The 22343-nt window shown below is 66.6% G+C and carries 26 protein-coding genes; 6 read left to right on the top strand and 20 right to left on the bottom strand.

The features are described from left to right. Nucleotide 1 precedes the first annotated feature (1 nt). The 14 genes from panD to dacB all read right to left on the bottom strand — a co-directional run bounded on the left by panD (nucleotide 2) and on the right by dacB (nucleotide 13922). Nucleotides 2-433 carry an aspartate 1-decarboxylase gene (panD, locus tag CH268_RS15490; protein WP_094664907.1) on the bottom strand — a complete coding sequence of 144 codons (432 nt, stop codon included), beginning with the start codon at nucleotides 431-433 and terminating at the stop codon, nucleotides 2-4. A 4-nt stretch (nucleotides 434-437) separates the two neighbouring features. Next, the gene (gene panC / locus CH268_RS15485; protein WP_094664798.1) at nucleotides 438-1382 is read right to left on the bottom strand and encodes a pantoate--beta-alanine ligase; all 945 of its coding nucleotides are present in this window, start codon (nucleotides 1380-1382) and stop codon (nucleotides 438-440) included. Beyond that, nucleotides 1379-2293: a Rossmann-like and DUF2520 domain-containing protein gene (locus CH268_RS15480; RefSeq protein WP_032364477.1), complete on the bottom strand. Its 915-nt coding sequence runs from the start codon at nucleotides 2291-2293 to the stop codon at nucleotides 1379-1381. Before CH268_RS15480 ends, panC begins: the two co-directional genes overlap by 4 nt. 114 nt (nucleotides 2294-2407) lie before the next feature. Continuing rightward, nucleotides 2408-3634 carry a DUF6779 domain-containing protein gene (locus CH268_RS15475; RefSeq protein ID WP_094664800.1) on the bottom strand — a complete coding sequence of 409 codons (1227 nt, stop codon included), beginning with the start codon at nucleotides 3632-3634 and terminating at the stop codon, nucleotides 2408-2410. A gap of 90 nt (nucleotides 3635-3724) precedes the next feature. Continuing rightward, the gene (locus CH268_RS15470) at nucleotides 3725-4195 is read right to left on the bottom strand and encodes a DUF3180 domain-containing protein (protein WP_032369421.1); all 471 of its coding nucleotides are present in this window, start codon (nucleotides 4193-4195) and stop codon (nucleotides 3725-3727) included. Further along, nucleotides 4192-4701: a 2-amino-4-hydroxy-6-hydroxymethyldihydropteridine diphosphokinase gene (gene folK, locus CH268_RS15465; protein ID WP_094664802.1), complete on the bottom strand. Its 510-nt coding sequence runs from the start codon at nucleotides 4699-4701 to the stop codon at nucleotides 4192-4194. Before folK ends, CH268_RS15470 begins: the two co-directional genes overlap by 4 nt. Continuing rightward, nucleotides 4698-5099 (bottom strand): dihydroneopterin aldolase, encoded by a 402-nt coding sequence (gene folB / locus CH268_RS15460; RefSeq protein ID WP_094664930.1) that lies wholly within the window; start codon nucleotides 5097-5099, stop codon nucleotides 4698-4700. Before folB ends, folK begins: the two co-directional genes overlap by 4 nt. Next, complete coding sequence (folP, locus tag CH268_RS15455; RefSeq protein ID WP_255182401.1) at nucleotides 5096-5944, bottom strand: dihydropteroate synthase; 849 nt, start codon at nucleotides 5942-5944, stop codon at nucleotides 5096-5098. The genes folB and folP overlap by 4 nt, the downstream gene beginning before the upstream one ends. 19 nt (nucleotides 5945-5963) lie before the next feature. Beyond that, a complete protein-coding gene (folE, locus tag CH268_RS15450) occupies nucleotides 5964-6590 on the bottom strand; it encodes a GTP cyclohydrolase I FolE (RefSeq protein WP_371832489.1) in 627 nt (208 codons plus the stop codon). 207 nt (nucleotides 6591-6797) lie between these two features. Then, nucleotides 6798-9638, bottom strand: coding sequence for an ATP-dependent zinc metalloprotease FtsH (gene ftsH, locus CH268_RS15445; RefSeq protein ID WP_094664804.1), 2841 nt, complete (start codon nucleotides 9636-9638; stop codon nucleotides 6798-6800). 307 nt (nucleotides 9639-9945) lie between these two features. Beyond that, nucleotides 9946-10497 carry a hypoxanthine phosphoribosyltransferase gene (gene hpt, locus CH268_RS15440; RefSeq protein WP_027494374.1) on the bottom strand — a complete coding sequence of 184 codons (552 nt, stop codon included), beginning with the start codon at nucleotides 10495-10497 and terminating at the stop codon, nucleotides 9946-9948. Nucleotides 10498-10508: 11 nt separating this feature from the next. After that, nucleotides 10509-11462, bottom strand: coding sequence for a tRNA lysidine(34) synthetase TilS (gene tilS, locus CH268_RS15435; RefSeq protein ID WP_176457954.1), 954 nt, complete (start codon nucleotides 11460-11462; stop codon nucleotides 10509-10511). A gap of 16 nt (nucleotides 11463-11478) precedes the next feature. Further along, the gene (locus CH268_RS15430) at nucleotides 11479-12555 is read right to left on the bottom strand and encodes a zinc-dependent metalloprotease (protein ID WP_094642934.1); all 1077 of its coding nucleotides are present in this window, start codon (nucleotides 12553-12555) and stop codon (nucleotides 11479-11481) included. Further along, entirely contained in the window at nucleotides 12552-13922 is a 1371-nt protein-coding gene (gene dacB, locus CH268_RS15425) for a D-alanyl-D-alanine carboxypeptidase/D-alanyl-D-alanine endopeptidase (protein WP_094664911.1), read from the bottom strand. Before dacB ends, CH268_RS15430 begins: the two co-directional genes overlap by 4 nt. A gap of 178 nt (nucleotides 13923-14100) precedes the next feature. Between dacB and CH268_RS15420 the strand changes: the two genes are divergently transcribed. Both CH268_RS15420 and CH268_RS15415 read left to right on the top strand, forming a co-directional pair. Continuing rightward, nucleotides 14101-14592 (top strand): inorganic diphosphatase, encoded by a 492-nt coding sequence (locus CH268_RS15420; protein WP_027494378.1) that lies wholly within the window; start codon nucleotides 14101-14103, stop codon nucleotides 14590-14592. A gap of 64 nt (nucleotides 14593-14656) precedes the next feature. After that, nucleotides 14657-15115 (top strand): PAS domain-containing protein, encoded by a 459-nt coding sequence (locus CH268_RS15415; RefSeq protein WP_027494379.1) that lies wholly within the window; start codon nucleotides 14657-14659, stop codon nucleotides 15113-15115. A 61-nt stretch (nucleotides 15116-15176) separates the two neighbouring features. Here the strand turns inward: CH268_RS15415 and CH268_RS15410 are convergent, their stop codons facing one another. From CH268_RS15410 to CH268_RS15400, 3 genes are all read right to left on the bottom strand, one after another. Next, nucleotides 15177-16253 carry a GGDEF domain-containing protein gene (locus tag CH268_RS15410; RefSeq protein WP_094664913.1) on the bottom strand — a complete coding sequence of 359 codons (1077 nt, stop codon included), beginning with the start codon at nucleotides 16251-16253 and terminating at the stop codon, nucleotides 15177-15179. A 130-nt stretch (nucleotides 16254-16383) separates the two neighbouring features. After that, nucleotides 16384-16848, bottom strand: a complete 465-nt coding sequence (locus CH268_RS15405; protein WP_032369382.1) for a MarR family winged helix-turn-helix transcriptional regulator — start codon at nucleotides 16846-16848, stop codon at nucleotides 16384-16386. 1 nt (nucleotide 16849) lies between these two features. Then, entirely contained in the window at nucleotides 16850-17677 is an 828-nt protein-coding gene (locus tag CH268_RS15400) for a crotonase/enoyl-CoA hydratase family protein (RefSeq protein ID WP_027494382.1), read from the bottom strand. Between the two features lie 120 nt (nucleotides 17678-17797). On the opposite strand from CH268_RS15400, the gene CH268_RS15395 reads away from it, so the two are divergent. Beyond that, nucleotides 17798-18295, top strand: a complete 498-nt coding sequence (locus CH268_RS15395; RefSeq protein ID WP_048316593.1) for a 2-oxo-4-hydroxy-4-carboxy-5-ureidoimidazoline decarboxylase — start codon at nucleotides 17798-17800, stop codon at nucleotides 18293-18295. Nucleotides 18296-18305: 10 nt separating this feature from the next. Here the strand turns inward: CH268_RS15395 and CH268_RS15390 are convergent, their stop codons facing one another. Both CH268_RS15390 and CH268_RS15385 read right to left on the bottom strand, forming a co-directional pair. Continuing rightward, the gene (locus tag CH268_RS15390; protein WP_094664808.1) at nucleotides 18306-18530 is read right to left on the bottom strand and encodes a DUF6480 family protein; all 225 of its coding nucleotides are present in this window, start codon (nucleotides 18528-18530) and stop codon (nucleotides 18306-18308) included. A 28-nt stretch (nucleotides 18531-18558) separates the two neighbouring features. After that, nucleotides 18559-19137 (bottom strand): TetR/AcrR family transcriptional regulator, encoded by a 579-nt coding sequence (locus CH268_RS15385; protein ID WP_094664905.1) that lies wholly within the window; start codon nucleotides 19135-19137, stop codon nucleotides 18559-18561. A gap of 138 nt (nucleotides 19138-19275) precedes the next feature. Here CH268_RS15385 and CH268_RS15380 point away from each other — a divergent pair, with 138 nt between their 5' ends. From CH268_RS15380 to CH268_RS15370, 3 genes are read left to right on the top strand one after another with little or no spacing between them, the layout of a single operon-like run. Next, nucleotides 19276-20271 (top strand): hypothetical protein, encoded by a 996-nt coding sequence (locus CH268_RS15380; RefSeq protein WP_032373856.1) that lies wholly within the window; start codon nucleotides 19276-19278, stop codon nucleotides 20269-20271. Nucleotides 20272-20282: 11 nt separating this feature from the next. Then, entirely contained in the window at nucleotides 20283-21245 is a 963-nt protein-coding gene (alc, locus tag CH268_RS15375; RefSeq protein ID WP_094664810.1) for an allantoicase, read from the top strand. Nucleotides 21246-21272: 27 nt separating this feature from the next. After that, entirely contained in the window at nucleotides 21273-21746 is a 474-nt protein-coding gene (locus CH268_RS15370) for a YbaK/EbsC family protein (RefSeq protein WP_032364486.1), read from the top strand. An 11-nt stretch (nucleotides 21747-21757) separates the two neighbouring features. Here the strand turns inward: CH268_RS15370 and CH268_RS15365 are convergent, their stop codons facing one another. Further along, the gene (locus CH268_RS15365) at nucleotides 21758-22261 is read right to left on the bottom strand and encodes a hypothetical protein (protein ID WP_032386624.1); all 504 of its coding nucleotides are present in this window, start codon (nucleotides 22259-22261) and stop codon (nucleotides 21758-21760) included. Nucleotides 22262-22343: the final 82 nt, after the last annotated feature.

The following is a 22343-nucleotide window of genomic DNA, read 5'->3' as shown; positions in this document are numbered from 1 at the left end:
GTCAGACCAGCACGGAGTCGGCCCGCAGATCGCGCGGCGTGATCAGACCCGAACCGGCGGGCGCATGAGCCGGGTCGCTGCCGAGCTCGACCGGCCGGTTCTTGTCGTCGACGAACACCACCCGGGGTGCGTAGTCGGCAACCTCCTGCTCGTTCATGACCCCGTAGGCGATCAGGATGACCAGGTCACCCGGGTTCACCAGATGCGCTGCGGCCCCATTGATTCCGATCACACCACTGCCCCGCTCACCGGTGATCACGTAGGTCTCCAGCCGCGCACCGTTGTCGATGTCGACAATGGTGACCTGCTCACCTTCGAGAAGATCGGCAGCCTCCATCAGATCCTGGTCGACGGTCACCGAGCCCACGTAGTGCAGATCTGCGTGCGTGACGGTGGCGCGATGGATCTTGGACTTCATCATGGTGCGAAACATCGTGTCACTCTCCACTTTTCGGATCGTCGGGGCTAATTTCTTCTGGTCGTTTCGCAGGCTCCACTCCTGCCTCGAGGAAACCGGTGCCGACGGCGACACCGACGTTGTCGATCAATCTCGTGGTGCCCACTTTGGCTGCCACGAGCAGTCTTCCGTCTCCACGCTCGGGAGCCGGGCCGAGATGCGGGTCGCGCACCTCCAGGTAGTCGACCTGCACCAGCGGCACCTCGTCGAGCACGGCGCGCGCGGTGGCCAGGATGGCGTCGACGCCCCCGGCAGCTGCGTGCGCCCCGGCAACGAGGGCTGCCGACAACGCCATCGCAGCGTCGCGCTGCTCCGCATCGAGATACCTGTTGCGCGAGGACAGCGCCAGACCGTCCTGCTCGCGAACCGTCGGGACTCCGATGACCGCGACGTCGAAGTTCAGGTCTCGCACCATCTGCCGGATCAACGTCAGCTGCTGGTAGTCCTTCTCCCCGAAGTACGCCCGATGCGGAGCGGCTATCTGCAGCAGCTTCGCCACGACGGTGAGCATTCCCGCGAAATGCGTTGGTCTGCTGGCACCTTCGAGTTCACTACCGAGCGGACCGGGATGGACCGTGGTGCGCGGCCCGGACGGGTACATGTCGGACGCGGACGGTGCGAATACCAATTCCACGCCCTCGCCGCGGAGCAGTTCGACATCGGCGTCGAGGGTCCGCGGATAGGCGTCGAGGTCCTCCCCCACGCCGAACTGCAGTGGATTGACGAAAATCGACACGATCACGACCGCGCCGGTGAGCTTCGCCTGGCGCACCAACTGCAGGTGGCCGGCATGCAGTGCACCCATGGTCGGCACCAGAGCGACCTGCTTGCCGACGCCACGTAGGGCCTTGGACACCGACGTGATCACCGCGGGATCGTGGTGAACCGTCAACTGTCCCTTCGTGTAGCTGCCCGCGAGGGTCATCGCTTCCCTTCCAGAATCTCGATCAGATCGGCTGCGGCACCGATACGTTGGGCGGACCGCAGCGACAGCGCACGGTAACCGGCGGCGATCCGTGGATCGACGGCCTCGAGCACTTCGAGGTGTTTGCCGACAGCCGCGGTATCGCCTCGGGCCACCGGGCCGGTCAGTGCGGATTGTCCGTTGCGCAGCGCATTGTCCAGTGCAGCTTCGAGCAGCGGAGCCAGAACGCGCTCGGGCACACCACGTTCGGCATCGGATCCAGGAAAACCCGGACCGGCCAACGCAACTCGCAGTGCCTCGACCGCGTCGACCACCAACGTCACGAGGTGATTGCTGCCGTGAGCCAACGCCGCGTGGTAGAGCGCCCGGTTGCTCTCGGGCACGTGCACCGGCTCGCCGCCGATCTCGAGGACGAGGGCTTGGGCTACCGCATAACCGATCTCGTCGCCCGCGGTGATGCCGAAGCACGCGGCCGTCATCCGGTCGGTGTCCTCGGGTCCGCCGCTGAATGTCATGGCCGGATGTATTGCCAACGGAACCGCGCCAAGGGCAGCCAGCGGCTCCAGTACCGCGACGCCGTTCGCGCCGGAGGTGTGCGCCACCAACTTGCCCGGCGCGACCGCCCCGGTCGCGGCGAGACCGGCGACGATCGAGGCCAGTTCGTAGTCCGGTACCGCCAGAATCAGCAGTTCGGCGCGACGGGCAACCTCGTCGACAGGCAGAATCTGCGACTCGGGCAATCGATCACGTACTCGCGCGATGGATGCGTCCGATACCGCGGCGGCACCGACGACAACGTGTCCGACGCGTTCGAGCGCCTCACCGAATGCCGTACCGACCCGACCGGCGGAGACGACACCCACGGTCAAGCGAGCCGGAGACAGACCACCAGTGAACCCTGATGAGGTCACCGAAATTTTCCTCTCGTTCGTTCCAGTCCCGCTCGGCGGGTACCAGACGTCCTGCAGGGAACAATAGCGACAGCGGCACCGAACGTGCCATGGGAGACCGGTGTGATCTGGTTCTCAGTCTGCGCGACGGCGACGGCGACGCGTGCCGGCGTCGGTGGTCGTCGTGTCGGCCGAATCGCCGCCTGTCAGCCCGGCCATGATCTCGGCGACGGAACGGCCGTTGGAGTGCGCGCCGGACGCCTCCTCGGGGGATTCGGCGCGCCTGCGTCCGCGTCGCGGTGCATCCGCCGTCTCCTCGGCAGGCGTGTCGTCGACGCGGTCGGCTGCGAAGAACGCATCGGCCGAATCGCGCAGCGATCGGCGAGACTCCGGGTACGTGGCCTCTTCCTGGGCCGATTCGGACTCGGTGGCCTGCTGGGGCTGGGCCTCCTCGACAGGTTCGGCGTCCTCGACAGGTTCTGATTCGGCCGCGGGTCGACGCGTCTGCTCGAATCTGTATGCGGTGAACGGCGAGGTGGGCGGGCTCACCCGACCGGCCGGCCTCGGTGCCCCGTAGGGGCGGGACTGCGCGGCCGGCGGCTCGGTGCGGTCGTTCTGCCCGGCGTCGGTGACGTCGTCGGAACCCTCCGGTGCAGAACCCTGCTCGGCGGACGCGTCCTGTGCGTACCCGGAACCGGGGTCCGGTGTCGCCGTCGCGCGGGGCATTTCGTCGGGATCCTCGGGGTAGACCACCGACGTCTCGGCGGTGACCGGCTCGTCGTAGGGCGTGCCCACGCCGTTGAAGCCGGGGCCTGCGGGTCCGTTGCCGTTGCCGCCACCTCGTACGTACAACCCGGACGGTGCGGGCTGATAGCTGTCGTATCCGCGGCCACCGAGTTCCTGCATCCGCATCGCCTCGGCGCGCAGTGCGACCCGTTCGGTCGGCAGATTGCCCTCGAAGAGCACCTGCAGGTTCTGGCGCAGCGCGGCCAGTTCGTTACGCAGCGCGGCGACCTCGTCCGATTCCAACCGCGTCTCGTTGCGCACCCGGGCTTCGACGCTCATCTCGTACTCGCGTCGGGCCGAGATCTCGCGGGCGAGCTGCAGTTCGTAGACGGTCTGTAGGTCCTTGGCCTTGGTCTGATCCGCGGCCGCTTCCCTGCGGTACTTCGTCATCGCGAACGCACCGATCACTGCGGCCCACAGCGCCGAGAGCACCCCGACGCGCATCCACTGAACGCTTTCGCTGAACAACAACAGCACACTGGCGACGATGCCGAACACGACGAGCGCCGCGAGGAACAGCTGGCTCGCACTACGCCGCTTTCGGCGTCCCTTCTTGGCGCGAGTCTGATCTGTCATGTTCTCAAGGGTAACCGGCCTGTCGGTCGCATCCGGTCATCCCCGACCGATCACGTACACAACGAAGGTAACGATCGAGGGACGGATACGTTATCGGGAGCGCTCGTCGTCCCGATCTTCCGGGGTGCGGCAGCACTGCTCCAGCCACACCGCGGCGGCGACGACGGCCAGGCCCGCGACGAGGGCCACGATCGCTCCGGCTCGGTCCGCGGACGCCGCTCGCACCGTTGCCGCTCGTGGCAATACGTACACCAGGAAGCCGACGCACACCCCCACCAGAGCGGTTCCCACCAGCAACGACGCCTTCGCCAACACCAGCGCCCGGAAGACCGTCAACGGATGCAGGTCGTGCAGACCGGTGCCCACTCGATGCTCGGCGATGCGATTGCGGACGATCACCGCGGTCACCACTTCCACCACCGCGACCAGGTACAGCGACGCTCCGGCGTACACCGGGATCGGCGGAAACGAACCGTAGAAAACCCGCACCAGCAGCCACGTGCCCACTGCGGCGATCAGAAACAAACCCAAGACATCCCAGATCTTGGTGGGATTGGTCACCACAGTCGATCACCGTCGCCGTCGAGTCGGACGACTCCCGCTCGCTCGTCCGTACTCAGACGCTCGAGCAGCTCGGAGACCGGCACGTCCGCCCCGTCGACCCGAAGAGTGGCGTCGGGATCGACGTCCAGCCACGGCAGCAGCACGAACGCGCGCTCGTGCGCACGGGGATGGGGAAGAATCAGGCGCGGGTCCTCACTGATGACGTCGTCGCACACGATCACGTCGACGTCGAGGCTGCGGGGTCCCCAACGCTGCACTCGAACGCGGTCCGCTGCCTCCTCGAGTTGCTGCGCCAGACGCAACCAGTCCCACGGGCCGTAGGCCTCGTCCTCGGCCACCACGATCGCGTTGAGGAAGTCCTGTTGCTCGACGCCGCCCCACGGAGCAGATCGATGGACGGCCGAGCACGCCACCACGCGCGAACCCAATTCCGCTGTGACAGAACGCAAGTGGCTCATCGAGTCGCCGATGTTGCTGCCGATCGACAGCACTGCACGGCTCACTTTCGCTCCCGATAGGCCACCACGGCAACGTCGCCGAACGTCAGGGGAATGGGAGCCGACGGCTTGTGCAGCACCACCTCCACCGCGTCGACTCGGGAGTCGTAACCGAGCACCACCTCGGCGATCTCGGCGGAGACCGTCTCGATCAGGTCCCGGGACGGGCCCGCTACGACCGCCGCGGCATGTTCGGCCAGTTCGCCGTAATGCAGCGTCCGAGTCAGATCGTCGGTCTCGGCCGCGGGCGAGAGATCCATCCAGACGGTGATGTCGACGACGAAGTCCTGGCCGTCTCGCTTCTCGAAGTCGAAGACACCGTCATTGCCGCGGACGGTCAGCCCGCGCAATTCGATGCGGTCGCCGCGACGAGTCCCTGCAGCGGCACTGTTGATCTCGCTCATGCGCGACCACCCTGCCATGCCCGCACGACGGCCACCGCGTCGAGTGACGACCGGACGTCGTGCACCCGCACTCCCCACGCGCCGCCGGCGACCGCGAGGGCCGAGACGACGGCCGTCGCGATCTCCCGGCCGTCCGGTGGACGCGGTGAACCGTCGGGTTCGGCGAGGAGCGAGCCCAGAAAACGTTTGCGGGACGCACCCACCAGAACCGGGAAACCGGATTCCACCAGGGTGGGCAGTCCGCGCAGCAGCTGCCAGTTGTGCTCCGCGTTCTTGGCGAATCCGAGGCCCGGGTCCAGCACGATCCGCGACGCGTCGACCCCGGCGCTCACTGCGTGGTCGACCTGCTCGAGCAGTTCGCGGCGAACGTCGGCGACCACGTCGTCGTAGTGATCGGCCGGACCGGTGTGCCGGAACGTCGAGTCGGCGGCCCGCCAGTGCATCAGGATCCACGGCAGCCCGCCTTGCGCGACCACGCCTGCCATTGCGGGGTCGGCTCGACCGCCCGAGACGTCGTTGACGATCGACACCCCGGCCTCGATCGCCGCAGCGGCGACGTGTGCGCGCATCGTGTCGACGCTGGTGCTCACGCCTTCGGCGGCCAAGGCCGAGATGACCGGTACGACGCGCTGCACCTCGACCGACGGGTCGACGCGGTCCGCCCCGGGGCGCGTGGATTCCCCGCCGACGTCGACGATGTCGACTCCCAGCCGATGCATCGCCAGACCGTGTTCGACGGCCGCGTCGACGTCGAGGTAGCGACCACCGTCGGAGAACGAATCGGCCGTCACGTTGAGAACGCCCATGACGATGGGCGCAGCGGGAACGGAGCTCGCGAGAATCATCGTGATCGGACCGGAACCGTCATTTCCGGAGGATCAGGTCCAAGGCTTCCGAACGCGATGCCGCGCTGGACTGCAGCAGACCTCGGACCGCCGAGGTGGTGGTGCTGGCACCGGGCTTGCGGATACCGCGCATCGCCATGCACAGGTGCTCGGCCTCGATCACGACGATCGCACCGCGTGGGTCGAGTTTGCGCATCAACGCGTCGGCGATCTGGCTGGTCAACCGCTCCTGCACCTGGGGACGCTTGGCGTACATGTCCACCACGCGGGCCAGCTTCGACAGACCGGTCACCTTGCCGCTCTTGCCGGGGATGTATCCCACGTGGGCGACGCCGTGGAACGAGACCAGGTGGTGCTCGCACGTGGAGTACATGGGGATGTCGCGAACCAGAACCAGTTCTTGATGGCCTTCGTCGAAGGTCGTGTTCAGCGCGGTGTCCGGATCGGTGTAGAGGCCGGCGAAGATCTCGCGGTAGGACCGGGCGACACGAGCCGGGGTATCGAGCAGGCCCTGGCGGTCGGGATCCTCACCGACGGCAATGAGCAACTCGCGTACCGCAGCCTCCGCGCGGGGCTGGTCGAACACCGCGCCCGTGGCATAGGCCACCGTCTCCGCGATTCCCTGCTGCGGGGCGGCAGATTGCACGGCTGCTGGGACTTCTGCCGAGTCGCCTGTCGACTCGTCGGTCCTGTTGACTGACACGAGAACGTACCTCCGGTTGGGCTCCGCGAATGTGGCAGCTGGGCGGGCGTGCTGCTCGGTGTGAACGGCTCGCCGACGAACAACAGCACGGGTTCGAAACGACGCACTGGGTCGACCGTCACGGTCGACCCAGTCAGCCTAATGATCGGACTAGCGGTGTGAGCCGCCCGGTCCTTCCCACCGTTGGGTGCGTGGGCCGGCGTCGCCGTCGTCGTTTCCGTGACGGTCGCCGTGCTCACCCTGCTGCGACTCCTCCGACGAACCATGAGCGGGTCGATCGTCTCCGGGCAGCGGGTAGTTGTGCGAGCTTTCCGGAACCTCCCACGTGGGAGTCGACTCCGGCGCGCCCTCGGAATTCTCGCCGTAGGGAGGCTCGTGCCGGGACGTACGACCGTGCTCCCCGGCGTCCGGCCGGAACGGATCCGGCTGGTACTGCGGCGGCTGATACGACTGCTGCGGCTGCTGCGGGTCGTACGACTGCTGCGGCTGGGGCGGCTGGTAGGACTGCGGCTGCTGATACGTCGGATGCTGACGGTAGCCCTGATCCGAGTCCTGTTCACGCGGAGGCTGGTACTGAGCCGGCGGCGTGGACGGGCCTTGGTAGCGCGGCACCTGTTGCTGATCGCGCGGCGGCCAGCCGGGTGCCGACCAACCGGCGGGAGCGCCGTAATCGGGGCCCGAACCGTTGGGACCCGATCGGGGCTCGGGCCGGCGATAGCCCTCGGAGTATCCGCCGCCTGTGGTCGGCCCGCCGTAGCTTCCGTTGGCAGGACCGCCGTTGGTAGCGCCGTTGTAGCCGCCACCGTTGGTAGCCCCGTTGTAGCCGCCGCCGTTGTTGCTACCGCCGTTGTAGTCGCCGGGGGCAGGCGCGCTACGTCGACCGGCACCCGTGTTCGGTCCGAGCTCGCCGGTGCCCGGTGCGCCGTTGCTGGGTGCGCCGTTGTAACCGTTGGTGCCGTTCTGCTGCCCACCCTTGGTCAGCTGCGGCGACCCGGCGTAGCTGGGCTGCGGAAACTGTTGCGGCGGAAGCTGTTTCGGTGCCGGTGGCACCGGAGGCCACGGCTCGCCGCGCTCGGCTGCGAGCTCGCGAGGTGTCTTGACCGGCGGCTTGTCCGACGGCTTACGGTCACCGAAGTCGTTGAACAGCGTGATGCGCGGACGCTTGGTGACACTGTGAAAGATCTTCTCGAGGTCCTTGCGGGTCAGCGTCTCGCGTTCGAGCAGCTCGGAGGCAAGGGTGTCGAGCAGGTCGCGGTACTCGTTGAGGATGGCCCACGCCTCGGTGTGCGCGGCTTCGATGAGCTTGCGCACCTCCTCGTCGATTTCGCGGGCGACCTCGTGCGAGAAGTCGGACTGCTGTCCCATCGAACGACCGAGGAAGGGGTCGCTCTGTTCCTGTCCGTAGCGGACGGCACCGAGCTTGCTGCTCATGCCGTACTCGGTGACCATCGCGCGGGCGATCTTGGTGGCCTGGTCGATGTCCGAGGACGCTCCGGTGGTCGGCTCGTGGAACACGAGCTCTTCCGCGGCGCGGCCACCCATGGCCATCACGAGACGTGCGATCATCTCCGACCGCGTCATCAGGCCCTTGTCGTCCTCCGGGACCGTCATCGCGTGGCCGCCGGTGCGACCGCGCGCGAGGATGGTCACCTTGTAGACGGGCTCGATGTCGGGCATCGCCCATGCCGCAAGAGTGTGGCCACCCTCGTGGTACGCGGTGATCTTGCGCTCGTGCTCGCTGATGATGCGGCTCTTGCGGCGCGGACCACCGACGACGCGGTCGACGGATTCTTCGAGCGACGCCTCGGTGATGACGGTGCCGTTCTCACGAGCGGTGAGCAGTGCCGCTTCGTTGATGACGTTGGCCAGGTCTGCACCCGACATTCCGACGGTTCGCTTGGCCAGACCTTCGAGGTCGGCATCCTGCGCGACGGGCTTGCCGGCCGAGTGCACCTTCAGGATCGCTCGACGGCCGGCCAGGTCGGGGGCACCGACGGGGATCTGACGGTCGAAGCGGCCCGGACGCAGCAGGGCCGGGTCGAGGATGTCGGGCCGGTTGGTGGCGGCGATGAGGATGACGCCGGTGCGCTCACCGAAGCCGTCCATTTCGACGAGCAACTGGTTGAGCGTCTGCTCGCGCTCGTCGTGTCCGCCGCCCATACCCGCACCGCGCTGGCGCCCGACGGCGTCGATCTCGTCGACGAAGATGATGCAGGGGCTGTTCTGCTTGGCCTGCTCGAACAGATCGCGCACGCGGGATGCGCCGACGCCGACGAACATCTCGACGAAGTCGGAGCCGGAAATGGTGAAGAACGGGACGCCCGCCTCGCCTGCGACGGCGCGCGCCAGCAGCGTCTTGCCGGTTCCGGGAGGGCCGTACAGCAGGACGCCGCGCGGAATCTTGGCACCGAGGGCCTGGTAACGCGCCGGGTTCTGCAGAAAGTCCTTGATTTCGTAGAGCTCTTCGACAGCCTCGTCCGCGCCCGCGACGTCGGCGAACGTGGTCTTCGGCATATCTTTCGTCAGCTGCTTGGCCTTGGATTTGCCGAAGCCCATGACACCGCCGCGGCCGCCGCCCTGCATACGGCTCATCACGAAGATGATCACGCCGAGGATCAACACCATCGGGAGGATGAGCAGCAGGAACGAGCTGAACCAGCTCTCCTGGGTGACGGTGGTGTTGTAGCTGTTCAAGCCCTGCGAGTCGACCTTGTCGAAGATCTGCTCGGACGCCGAGTCCGGATACTTCGCGATGATCTGCTTCTCGTTCTCCGTGGCGTCGGAGGCCTCTTTGAGGGTCAGCCGAATCTGCTGCTCACGGTCGTCGATCTGCGCGGACTCGACATTTCGGTCGTCGAGCTGGGCGATCGCCACCGAGGTGTCGACCGACGTCCAGTTCCGCGTGTCGTTACCGAAGTAGCTGAAGGCATAGATCACCAACAGAATGCCGAAAACGATGGCGAGATTTCGTATTACTGTCTTCCGATTCATACAGCTTCAGCCGACTCGGCCGTGTCCTTTCAGTCCGCTCCCGCGCGCTGGCTGCTCCCTGCCCGCCGGATACTCCAGGCTACCGCGAGACTCGGACATCGGACTCGCTCTTACCTGGCGCTCTGCGTCCACGCGCCTGTCGGCGTCGACGCTTCTTCCCCTCCAACGACTGCACTCCCCCGGCAGTTCCCCGTGTATCGCCGCACACTATCCGGATCGATGGACCATTGCATACGTCTCGGCGCGGCAATGGTCCATTGACGGACGGTCCAGCGCAGCGACACGGGCGGAACCGAAAGAACTCGGATCAGCTGTACACCTTCGGGTCCAGCAGACCGATGTACGGCAGATCGCGGTATCGCTCGTTGTAGTCGAGGCCGTAGCCGACGACGAACTCGTTGGGGATGTCGAAGCCCACGTTCGCGACCTCGACGTCGACCTTGATCGCGTCGGGCTTACGCAGCAACGTCACCACCGACAGCGAGGCCGGCGACCGGGTCGCCAGGTTGCGCTTGAGCCAGCTCAGCGTCAGACCGGAGTCGATGATGTCCTCGACGATCAGCACGTGGCGTCCGGTGATGTCGCGGTCGAGGTCCTTGAGAATCCGGACGACGCCGGAGGACGACGTCGACGAGCCGTAGGAGCTCACCGCCATGAACTCGAGCTGCGCCGGGATGGGCAGGGCCCGCGCGAAGTCGGTCATGAACATGATCGCGCCCTTGAGAACGCCGACCAGCAGCAAGTCGCCTTCGGGAGCACCCTCGGGATACCGCTTGGCAATTTCCTCTGCGAGTTCCGCGGTCCGTGTTTTGATCTGTTCCTCGGAAATGAGAACCGATTCGATGTCGCCCTCGTACACGGGGTTTCCCTTCATTCGTTCTCCAGGCCGACGCTCAGCCTGCCATGCCGACGCGAGCACACCAACCTCGCCTCCGGCGTTCCCCCAGGCAGCGCAACTCCGCCCTGCCCGGTCCAGCGCACGACGAGCGCATCGACAGCGCGGATCTGACGGTCCGACAACGACGTCACACCCCGGCCGAGGAGCCAGCGCCGCACCACTCGGCGGCGGATCGCAGGGTCGGACGATTCGATCGCCGAGACGTCCAACTCGCGCGTGTTCGGATCGACGACGGCCGCGGCGATGGCGTCGAGCGCCCGGCCGTCGTCCTGCAGCTGCTCGGCCGTGCGGGCCAGAGCCGGAGCGACGCCCCCACCGAGCACGTCCTCGAGCAACGGCAACACCTCGTGGCGTAGTCGCACCCGAGTGAAGTCCGGATCGGAATTGTGCGGATCCTCGAACGGTTCGAGTCCCAGCTCTGCGCACGCGGCCCGCGTCACGGCGCGGCGGACCCCGAGGAGCGGCCGACCCCACGGGTCGTCGAACGCTGCCATTCCGGCGATGGACCGCGGCCCCGAGCCGCGACCGAGGCCCAGCAGCACCGTCTCCGCCTGGTCGTCGAGAGTGTGCGCCACCAGTACCGAGGCAGCGCCGCGCGCGCCGTCCAATGCGTCGTACCGGGCTCGGCGAGCGGCAGCTTCCATCCCGCCCGAACCGGCCACGGTCACCGTCAGCACTCGGGCGTCGTCGACGCCCAGCAACCGGGCACGCTCGGCGGCAACGGCAGCCACCTCCGCGGATCCCGCCTGAAGCCCATGATCGACGATCAGCGCCGTCACGTTCGGAGCCTCGGCTGCCGTCGCCGCAGTGAGCGCCAGTGAATCTGCACCACCGGACAGCGCCACCGCTACCGGGCCGGGACGCGCCGCCAACCAACCCCGCACCGCTCGCCGAACTTCCAGCAACGCCGGAGACTCGGGCAGCATGGGTCGTTTCGCAGGCTCAGCCAAGGACTCGCGCGACCCACGCATCCGGGTCCTCGATCTCCGACAGCAACGGCAGAGTGTCCGGCCCGGTCCACACCGTGTTGAAGCGTTCCATTCCCACCGAGCCGACGACGTGATCGACGAATGCCTTGCCGCGTACGTATTGCGCCATCTTCGCGTCCATCCCGAGCAGCGTGCGCACGACGCGTTGCACGGGGTTGACCTTGCGTTGGCGTCGCCGATCGAACGCGCGGCGGATCTGCACCACCGACGGCACGACGGCCGGTCCGACGGCGTCCATGACGTGGTCGGCGTGACCTTCGAGCAGTGTTCCGAGAACGAGAAGCCGGTCGATCGCCTGCCGCTGCGGCTCGGGCTGGGTCGCGCGGAGCAGACCGATGATGCCGGCGTCTTCGGCGGATCCGCCGGGATTCTTCCTGGCCTTCAGAGCGCCGCTCAGCCGAGTGAGGACATCGGACATCGGCTCGTCGGTGCCGTCGGAGAGCAATCCGACGTTGTCCCGCATGTACTGCCCGAGCCACGGCGCGGAGGAGAACTGCACTCGGTGGGTCACCTCGTGCAGGCATACCCAGAGTCGAAAATCGCTGGGCGAGACGCGAAGTGCACGTTCGACGGCGATCACGTTGGGTGCGACCAGCAGCAGGGTGCCGCTCTCACCGGTGAACGGATCGTACTGTCCCAGAATGGCACTGGACAGGAACGCGAGCATGGCACCGGCCTGCAACCCGGCGGGCTTGCCACCGAGCAGACCGGTCGGGGGTGCCTCGTTCTCGTCCCCGGTGAGGTGCTTCATCGACGCAGCCGCCGCTGCGATCCATCCTGCTCGATCGACCACCTGGGCGTCGGGCACCGGCAGACCGTCGGCCAGGCCTGTCGTCTCCCGCACCGGACCTTCGGCCCGAATCGATGCTGCGGCAAGCTCTTCCACGGCCGCGTCGGCGGTGTATCGCGAGGTGGCCGGTCCCGGGCGGGCCAATCTCGCTCCGGCCTTCGCGGCCACCGCCCAGTCGACTGCGCCGGCGAACCCGGACGTGGCGTCGTTGTCGTCGGCGGTTGCTGTTTCGGTGCTCATCGGCAACCACACATTCTCAGGGTCGATGCGACGGCATCGAGGGCGGGTCGACTGACATCGGGTGGCCGGTCGTTGGACATCAGGGCGAACGTCAGGATCCGGCCGTCGACGTCGACGACGTATCCCGCCAAAGCGCTTGCAGCGGAAAGAGTTCCGGTCTTCGCACGAACCCAGCCGGCACCGGTACGATCACCCGAGGCGTACCGATCGGACAGCGTTCCGGTGGCACCGGCGACCGGTAGGTAGTCGAGCATGGGCCGCAGTGCCGGTTGACCGCTCCCGGCTGCCGACGTCAGCACCTGATCGAGCAGGCGCGCGGGAATCCTGCCGTCGACCGACAGTCCGCTCGCGTCCTGCAACGACAGACCGGCCATGTCGAAGCCGGCCGAGAACAGGGTCTGGCCGATGGACGCCACCGCCCCGGAAAAGCTTGCCGCCGTGTTCATCTCGAGCGAGAGTTCTCGGCCCACCGCTTCGGCGAGTACGTTGTCGGACCGATAGATCATCTGCTGCAGCCGATCTCGCAACGGGGCCGACTGCACCGATGCGATCTGATCGGCACCCTCCGCCGCCTTGCCCGTCGTCACCGCAGCGGGGTCGACGCCGAGTCCCGCGGCGAGGGCGCGGCCGGCATCGAGGGCAGGCGTGGTGCTGCGCGGCGATTCGTCGACGAGGGGGTTCGAGCGGCCGCCGTCGAGCATGATCGGTTCGATCGGGGTGATCGAACCGGCGGCGATGTCGGCCGGGAACCAGCCCTGGGCCATCGTGTCGCCGGCGTAGATGGACGTGTCGACGCTGATGCTGCGCACTGCGGTTCCGCTGCGACGGATCTGCTCCACCAGGTCGTCGATGCGTGCCGCTCCCGGATAGAACCCGGTCGTACCCACCGGCAGGGCGGTGAGCGTGGGGTCGCCGCCGGCGATCAGCACGATGTTGCCCTCACCGCTGCCCTGGACCACCCGGGTCGCGACGCGGTGGTCGGACGGAAGCGCGAGCATCGCGGCCGCTGCCGTGAGCACCTTGGTCGTCGATGCGGGAGTCATGGGCGTGTCGGGATTCTGCGACCACAGGATCTGGCCGGTCTGCGCGTCGGCCACGGTTCCGGTGAAGGTGCCGAGCGCGGCGTCGTCCACGACGGGTGCGAGCGCGCCTGCGAGACCGGCTGCGCTCGGCACCGGGGCCGAGTCCGGGAACGCGGTGATCGACGGGTTCGGCAGCACCGTCTCGGGTGGGGGTGCAATCGCGGCGTCGGCACTCTCGGAGACCCTGGGCAGCACCAGAGCGGCGGTCGTGACGGCAAGGACCACGACGAACACCGCGCACAGCGTGAGGATCAACCGCTTCTTCCTGCGTCTGCGCCCCGCCATGGGACCGAGGAATCGCCGTGTCAGCCCCGCCACCGTTCCTCCGTCATTGCCGTGGTCGTACCCATGATCATCGAGTCAACAGTATCCTCGGGTCCGGTAGCCTTGCGCCGCCACCATAGAGACATTCGCAAACCACTCGAGCCCGCTCGGGCTCGAACCAAGACAGTGAGGACTGCACGTGTCGTTCGACGTCACCATCGAGATCCCCAAGGGGCAGCGCAACAAGTACGAGGTCGACCACGTCACCGGACGTGTTCGCCTCGACCGCTACCTCTACACCGCGATGGCGTATCCGGCCGACTACGGCTTCATCGAGAACACCCTGGGCGAGGACGGCGATCCGCTCGACGCGCTGGTGCTGCTGCCCGAGTCGGTGTACCCCGGTGTCATCGTCGAGGCCCGCCCGGTGGCCATGTTCAAGATGGTCGACGAAGCAGGCGGCGACGACAAGGTGCTGTGTGTGCCGGCCGGCGACACCCGCTGGGATCACATCCAGGATCTGAGCGACGTCTCGACCTTCGAGCTCGACGCGATCAAGCATTTCTTCGTCCATTACAAGGATCTCGAACCCAACAAGCACGTCACCGGTGCAGACTGGGTGGGTCGCGCAGAAGCCGAGGCCGAAATCGCTGCGTCCTTCAAGCGTTTGACGGACAATCCGGGTCACTGATCCTTTCGGCATCACAACACCTCGTTTCGGCCGTGTGCCGACGAACCACAGTTTGGGGAGACGTATGACCGACAGCACTTCCAACGGCACCGCCGGTGATCGGCGCAATCTGGAGTCGCGGCCGATATCGGACCCGACCCAGTTCCCCGATCTGCCGGTGACCGTCGTTCTCGACCGGATCCCGGTACCGATTCTGGCTGTCGATCCCACCGGTGCCATCGTGTTCGCGAACGAGGCCTTCGACGATCTGTTCGGACTCGACCGGACAGAACGAGAGGACTTCCACCTGCACGACATCTTCCCGGATCGAGCTCCGGAGGGCGTGAACGTCGCAGAGATGTTCCTGACCACCGTCGCCACCCGTGCGGACTCCCTGTGGCGGATGACCGACAAGACCGGCGACATCGTTCAGGTGCGGGCCAGCAAGTCGATCCTTCGGCGCACCGAGGACACCATCGTGCTCGTCGCGTTGGAGGATTTCACCGACCAGCTGTGGAACGACCCGAAGAGCGCTCTGCGCTGACGGCTCGAATCGTTCTCCCCAGAACGTTTCCCGGGAACGACCAACGGTGTACATCGGCATGTCAGGTGCCGGTGTACACCGTTGCTTTGTTTCCACCCGCGTGTTTCGACTCGTACATCGCTGCGTCGGCGTCGAGCAATCCGTTGTGCATCAACTCGGCCGACTCGTAGGACGAATCGGCCGACCGCCACCGGCCGGCATCGAGTATCGCGACCCCGATGCTGACCGTCACCGGCACGTCGTCGCCTGGATCGTGCACCGCCTCGCGAATGTCGTCGGCCAGGTGTTTCGCGGAGTCGGCGTCGACCGGAACGGCAATCGTGAACTCTTCGCCTCCGGTCCGCGCCACGCACGGACGTCTACCGGTGACAGCGCTCAGCCGCCGCGCTGTCCGGCGAAGAACCCGGTCACCCATCGCGTGGCCGAAGGTGTCGTTGACCCGCTTGAACTGGTCCAGATCGACCACCATCAACGCCACGGATTCGGTGTCGGCCAATCTGCCCAGCATCCGCTCGAGCCGCAGTTCCAGACCGCGCCGATTGAGCAGGCCCGTCAAGGAGTCGGTGTTGGCGAGGTCGAGCTGGCGTTGGATGACGGCGCGAAAGGCGAGCACCGAGTTGACCACGAGCACCGTGACGAGAGCGCGCGCGACGATCGAGGCCGGATCGTCCGGGCGCTCGAGGACGGCCAGAACCGCGAGCAGCAAAATGATGGCGTTGACGAACGCCGTGTGAAATTTCAGTACGTTGCGGCGGGAGAAGTACGCGATGTAGGTGCCGATCACCGAGAACAGGGCGGCCCCGTACAGAGCCAGGTCCCGGTCCGCAAAGGTCAGCAGTAGCCCCGACACCCCCACGTCCGCATAGATCACGAACCATCCGGGCATGTGCGAGGCGTCCACCGACCGTAACCACCACCACGCTCCCACCGGCAGGGTGGAGAGCAGCACGATCGTGCAGATCAGCACGGCCGTCGTGCCCACCGGACCGTCGTCCGACAGCATGATGATCGCGCCGATCACGCCGAACGACGGGACGAGCACCGCGATACCCCTGGCCACGCGACGCTCGAGCCGGATCGAGCCCGATCGGGGTCCGATCTCGGACGACGGGGAGGGTAGGTCGTGATCGGTTGGCATCGCGTCCCCTCCGTCCGTTCCGAGCAGTCCGAGCATCCGGGTACGACGGCGTCGCGCCCCGGCCGTCGAGGCAGGGCTCGAGCGTACGAAACGACTCGACCGTCGGCACCGAGTTCTCGGAGTCCGAGGCTCAGACGTTACCCGGGCGTTGAGTGGGCAGGTCCGGTCTGATGGTCTCGTAATCGGTCAAGAATCGGTCCAGCAGTCCGACCAGCGTCGCCCGATCCTCCTCGGCCCATCCTTCGATGACTCGTCCAAGGTTCTCGGTGCGGCGTTGCTGGATGGCGGCTGCAGCTTCCTCGCCCGACGGGGTGACGGCCAGAACGAATGCCCGCCCGTCACGTTCGTCGGGTACCCGAGCGACATGTCCTCGCTCGACCAGCTGGCCTACCTGCCTGCTGACCGTGGACGGGTCCGAGTTGACCATCGCGGCGAGCTCGCTGGACCGCATCGGTCCGTCGCGCAGCAGGCGGAACAGGCAAACGTAGGCGGCACCGTCGACGCCGCCCGAGGACGAGATCTGCGCGATGTTGCGCTCCCGAATCCGCTGCAGCCGAACCAGCTGTGTACCCAGCTCTTCGGCGTACTCGACCACGTCAGCTACCGGTGAATTGGGCCGGACGCTTCTCGAACACCGAGGTGATGGCCTCGGTGAGATCGTGCGAGGCGAGGAAAGCCGCGTTCCAGGCCGCGACGAATCTCAGCGAATCGTCGACGCTCGCCGACCGGGAATGGTCGAGGACGGTCTTGATGCCCTGCACCACCAGGGGCGGGTTCGCAGCAATGGCCGCAGCGCACTCGCGGGCGGCCGCGAGGACGGCATCGTGGTCCTCGAACACGTCGTTGACCAGGCCGATCTTCTCGGCGCGCGCCGCGTCGATGTCCTTGCCGGTCAACGCGAGCTCACGCAGGTGGCCGTCGCCGATGATCGCGGGGAGTCGAGCGAGAGATCCCATGTCGGCGACGATCGCGACACGCACCTCGCGGACGCTGAACTTCGCGTCGGCGCTGGCATATCGCACGTCGGCGGCGGTGATGAGGTCGACGCCGCCACCGATGCACCAACCCTGCACTGCGGCGACGACGGGCTTGCGGCAGTCCGCCACGGCGTTGACGGCCTTCTGCATCGTCTTGATGGTGTCGTGAAACGTGGTCCTGGGTCCGGCGAGTGCTTGGTCGGCCATCAGCGGCCCGAACGTTCCGGCCATGGCCGGCAGGTCGAGACCGTAGGTGAAGTTCCTGCCGGAGCCCGCGAGAACCACGGCCCGTACCTCTGGATCGGCATCGAGTCGGTCGAACAGTTCTGGGCATTCGCTCCAGAAATCAGGGCCCATGGCGTTGCCCTTGTTCGGCCCGAGAAGTGTCACGTGCGCGATGTGGTCTGCGATCTCCACAGAGAATGCGGTCCAGTTCCGTTCGGTCATGCCTGCGAGCCTAGCGGCAGACGCAGCAGTACCCACAGGGCGTGTTACGCCGAGTAACGTCTGCGCTAAGAGCCTGCTCAGCTATGGCAATGGCCGACTCCGGTCCCTCATCATTCATGCATGTTGATGCATCAGGGGTTGGGTCTCGAGACATTCAACGATCTGCCGCGTCGCAAGGCGGTACACGCGCTCTACGAGTGCTGTTGCTCGGTTGCCTGGGCCTCACGTCTCGCGGACGGCCGCCCGTACCGGTCGCGGGACGAGTTGTTCACTGCGGCTGCCGCCGAGCTGAACGAGTTGTCCGACAACGTCATCGACGCCTTGGCCGCGACGCTGCCCGAGCCGAACAAGATGTGCACGGCCATGGACGCAGAATCACGTAGCGCCCTGGGCACCGCAGCGCGCGCGTACGAATCGAAATTCGGCTGGCGGTACGTCTCGAACCTGATGATGACTCCCGACGGTTTCGAACCCAGGGACGTGCTGATGGAGCTCGGCCATCGACTCGACAACGACGAACCGACCGAACGGCTGGTCATGCGCAGAGAGTTGATCGCGATCGATCACCGTCGCCTCGGCCGACTGTTGGGTCCCGAAGGCGGCTGGCCGCCGTACTGATACCGCGAGGTCAGCCGAAGAGGCCGACGACTCGGCCGACCAGGCCACCGGCGATCACGATCGCCAACAATGCCACCAGAACGATGACGACGATCGGCATCACGCGACTGCGCTGCGGCGGTTCGTGGTTGGGCCCACCGACTGATGTCTCGGCTGGAGGAGTATCGCCCGGCGTCACGCTACCGCCCGCTTCGAGGCCGGCAGTCTCATCGGGTTCTGGATTCTGAGCAGTCATGAACCCGGAGTACCCGGTAGCGCAGCCCTCAATCGAGCTGTGCTCTGGCTATCGCTCCGGCGAACAGTTCCGACACGGCATCGGCGATGACGGACCGGTCGATCTCCTCCGGATCCACCGAATGTTCCACGGCCAATCCGGAGATCAACGCAGCCAAGGACATCGCGAGGCGTCGAGCATCGAACGCCTCCCCCACACCCCACTGCACCGCCCGATCGGCGATCAGTCGTTCGAGCTCGGAGCGGAGGGCACGACGGTCGGTGCGGTAGCGCTCGGCAATCGCCGGGTCTCGGCCCGCAAGAATCCCGAATTCGACGGTCAGTAGCGGCCACCGCGGCTCGGCGACCACCCAGGACGCGATTTCGCCGCCGCCGGCTCCCGCAGCCGCCTGCGGGTCCAGGTCGGACACGTGAGCGAGTACTCGGGCGGCGAGATCGAGTGAGCGCTGTGCCAGCAGTTCGGCGAACAGCCCTTGCTTGGAATCGAAGTTGGAGTACACGGCCCCCTTCGTGAAGCCGGCCCGATCGGCTATGTCGGTGAGCTTGGCCGCCGCGTATCCGCGCTCGGTGAACTCGTCGGCCGCTGCGGCGAGCAGTCTCTCTCGCACATCGGTGCGCTGCGGCCTGCGCTGTGGCTGTGTCGATCGCCACTCTTCTTGCTGCTCGGCATTCACGATACCTAGAGTATTGAATACCTCGGGTATCGACAAGGTCTTCGAGTCTCGACATGTTCAGGAGCACTTTTCATGCGCAAGATGTCACTACTCGCCGCCGCAGTGCTGGTGCTGCAACTCGGCTTCATCCTCAGCTACGTGTCGGCGTTCCATCAGCCGACTCCCCACGCGATTCCGATCGCCGTGGTGACCGAGGCCGGGCTTCCCGCCGGCCTGGACCAGCAGACCGCCGACCGCCTCGACGCCATCGACGGTGCGCCGCTCGACGCGCGTACGGCAGTGGACACCGCCGAGGTTCGCACTCTGCTCCGCGATCGGGACATCCTCGGTGCCTACGTCGTCGGCTCGAGCGGCACCGACACACTGATCACCGCGAGCGCTGCCGGCAGCTCGGTGGCGACCGCCCTCGAATCGATCTTCACCGAGGTCGATGCCGCTCAGGGACGCCAATTCGTGGTGCGTGACGAGATCCCGGTCGGCGTGCATGACAACCGTGGATTGTCCGGCTTCTACCTGTCGGTGGGCTGGGTCGTCGGCGGCTACCTCCTCGCGGCCGCCTTCGGTCTCCTCATCGGGGCACCGACGACCCGACGCGAAACCTGTGTCCACGTCGGCATTCTCGCCGCGTACTCGATTGCCTCGGGCGCACTGGGAGCACTGCTGACCACCCACGTACTCGGAACCTTTGCCGGACACTGGTTTCCGCTCACCGTGCTGGGCACCGGGGTCGTCTTCGCCACCGGACTGTTCACGATGGGCCTGCGAGCCCTGATCGGAGTGGCTGCGGTACCGGCGGCGATCGTGCTGTTCGTCATCCTCGGAAATCCCAGCGCTGGAGGCGCTTTCGGGGCCAACGTACTGCCGCATGTGTACGCGTCGATCGGCCGGTGGATCACCCCGGGCATCGGCACCGAAGGAGTGCGCAGCATCGTGTACTTCTCGGGTGCGGGGGTCGGGCAGCCGGCACTCGGACTGGGCCTCTACATCCTGATCGGCGTGCTGCTGATGGCTGCGGCAGCGGTTCTGCGCCGTCGTCGCAGCGCCGGTGAATCGATGCCGAGCCAGTAAAGTGGCATCCCATGACTGCCACCTTCCCTCTGCCGATGCCCGATCTCGCTGTCCGCACACTCGGCGGCGCAGTGGTGTGGGCGAACGACGAGACGTTCGCCGAGAAGGAAAATCTGATCACACCGGGCAAAGCCGACTACTCGACCGCGACGTTCGGGCACAAGGGGCAGATCTACGACGGGTGGGAGACGCGGCGCCGACGCGAGGCCGGCTACGACGAGGCGATCGTGCGACTCGGAGCTGCCGGTGTCGTATCGGCCGTCATCGTCGACACGTCGTGGTTCACCGGCAACTACCCGCCGGAAATTTCGATCGAGGCCGCCGAGGTGACCGGATTCCCGTCACCGACCGAGCTGTACGACACGGAATGGACGACCATCGTCGCCCGTAGTGCCGTCGACGGCGACAGCGAGAACCGATTCGAGGTCGCGTCCGACGCCCGGTGGACTCACGTCAAGCTGTCCATCTACCCGGACGGCGGCGTCGCTCGGCTGCGAGTACTGGGCCGCGGCGTCCCGGACCCGAAGTTCCTCGCCGTCGGGCCCGTCGACCTGGCCGCGCTCGAGAACGGCGCATACGTGTCGGCCTGCTCCAATATGTTCTACAGCTCCCCCAACAATCTGCTGTTCCCCGGCCCGCCGCGCTCGATGGGCGAAGGCTGGGAGACCTCGCGTCGACGCAACGACGCCAACGACTGGGTGCAGGTGCAGCTCGCCGGCACGGGCCGAATCCGGCTGGCCGAGCTGGACACCAGTTGCTTCCTGGGCAACGCCCCCGGCGCCGCGTCCCTGCAAGGGCGACTGGGCGACGGCGACTGGATCGAACTCCTGCCGCGAACGACACTGCAGCCCGACACTCGGCATCGCTTCGTTCTCGACCACGACACTCCGGTGTCGGAGGTGCGAATGGACATCTTCCCCGACGGGGGAATGGCGCGATTGAGACTGTTCGGTGATCTCGACCTGTCTGCGTAAACGGTCGTGTGGCAATAGGGTTGGGGCATGTCCCGGCTACTTCATCCGAATGCAGCCCACGTTGCCGACACCCTGATTTCTCGTGGTCATCACGGGGTGGTGGTGAACAGTCCCGAGGGCACCCACACCGCCGCCGACGCCGCAGCTGCGTTGGGCGTCGATGTGGGTGCGATCGTGAAGTCGATGGTGTTTCTGCTCGACGACGAGCCGGTGTTGCTCCTGGTGTCCGGGGCTCACAATGTTCATCTCGAGCACACCGGTGAGCGTCTCGGCGGCACGCTCGCCCGGGCCGATCTGCGTACCGCCAAGCACGCCACCGGCCAGCCGATCGGGGGAATCGCTCCGGTGGGCCATCCGACGAATTTGGATACGTTCGTCGATCAGGACCTTGCGGCCCACCCCGAACTGTGGGCCGCGGCCGGGCACATCGACACGATCTTCCGCTCGTCGTACACCGAGTTGCTGCGCATCACCGCAGGTCTGGCGATCGACGTCACCTGAGCTCGAACGACCTAGGAAGCAAGGGTCGGGGCAATTCGGGGTGCGCCGAGGATCGCGTCGACGACGTCGGTGTCGAGGCGGGTGCCGCGCGATTCGAGGAGCGGCAACACTCCCGCGGCCAGGAACGTCGACTGCCGCTCGATCTCGCCGTGTACCTGCAGCGTCACGCCGTCGGCGACGTCGGCCGCGGTGACGTCGGAGATCAAACTCGCCAGTCCCGACGGGGTACCGACGTAGCGGATGGACGACGGGCTTGCCGGCGCGTCGAGTGCGGCGAATTCCCGACGGGCCGTCCTGGCGTCGGCAGCGATGTAGATCTCGAGATCGAGGAAGACCGCGAGATTGTCGGCCGATTCACCGCGGTCGACGGCTTCTGCGTGCAACCGGGTGCGTTGTTGCTGAGCTTCCCGCAGGTCCGAGGCAACGATTCTGATGGTGTTCACCTCGGGCCCGACGGTCAGTTCGGTCCAGACGTCAGCGGATTCGATGGCTATGCGGGTGTGATTGTGCGACATGAGTGGTGGTCCTGATTCGTCGGTCGGGATGCGCATGCGGTCGGAGCGGAGCCGAACTCGAACACGACCCGGACGCAGTGCG

Source organism: Rhodococcus sp. 06-1460-1B (genome assembly GCF_002258475.1).
GTDB classification, from domain to species: Bacteria; Actinomycetota; Actinomycetes; order Mycobacteriales; family Mycobacteriaceae; genus Rhodococcoides; species Rhodococcoides fascians.
This window is presented reverse-complemented; position numbering and strand designations above follow the sequence as displayed.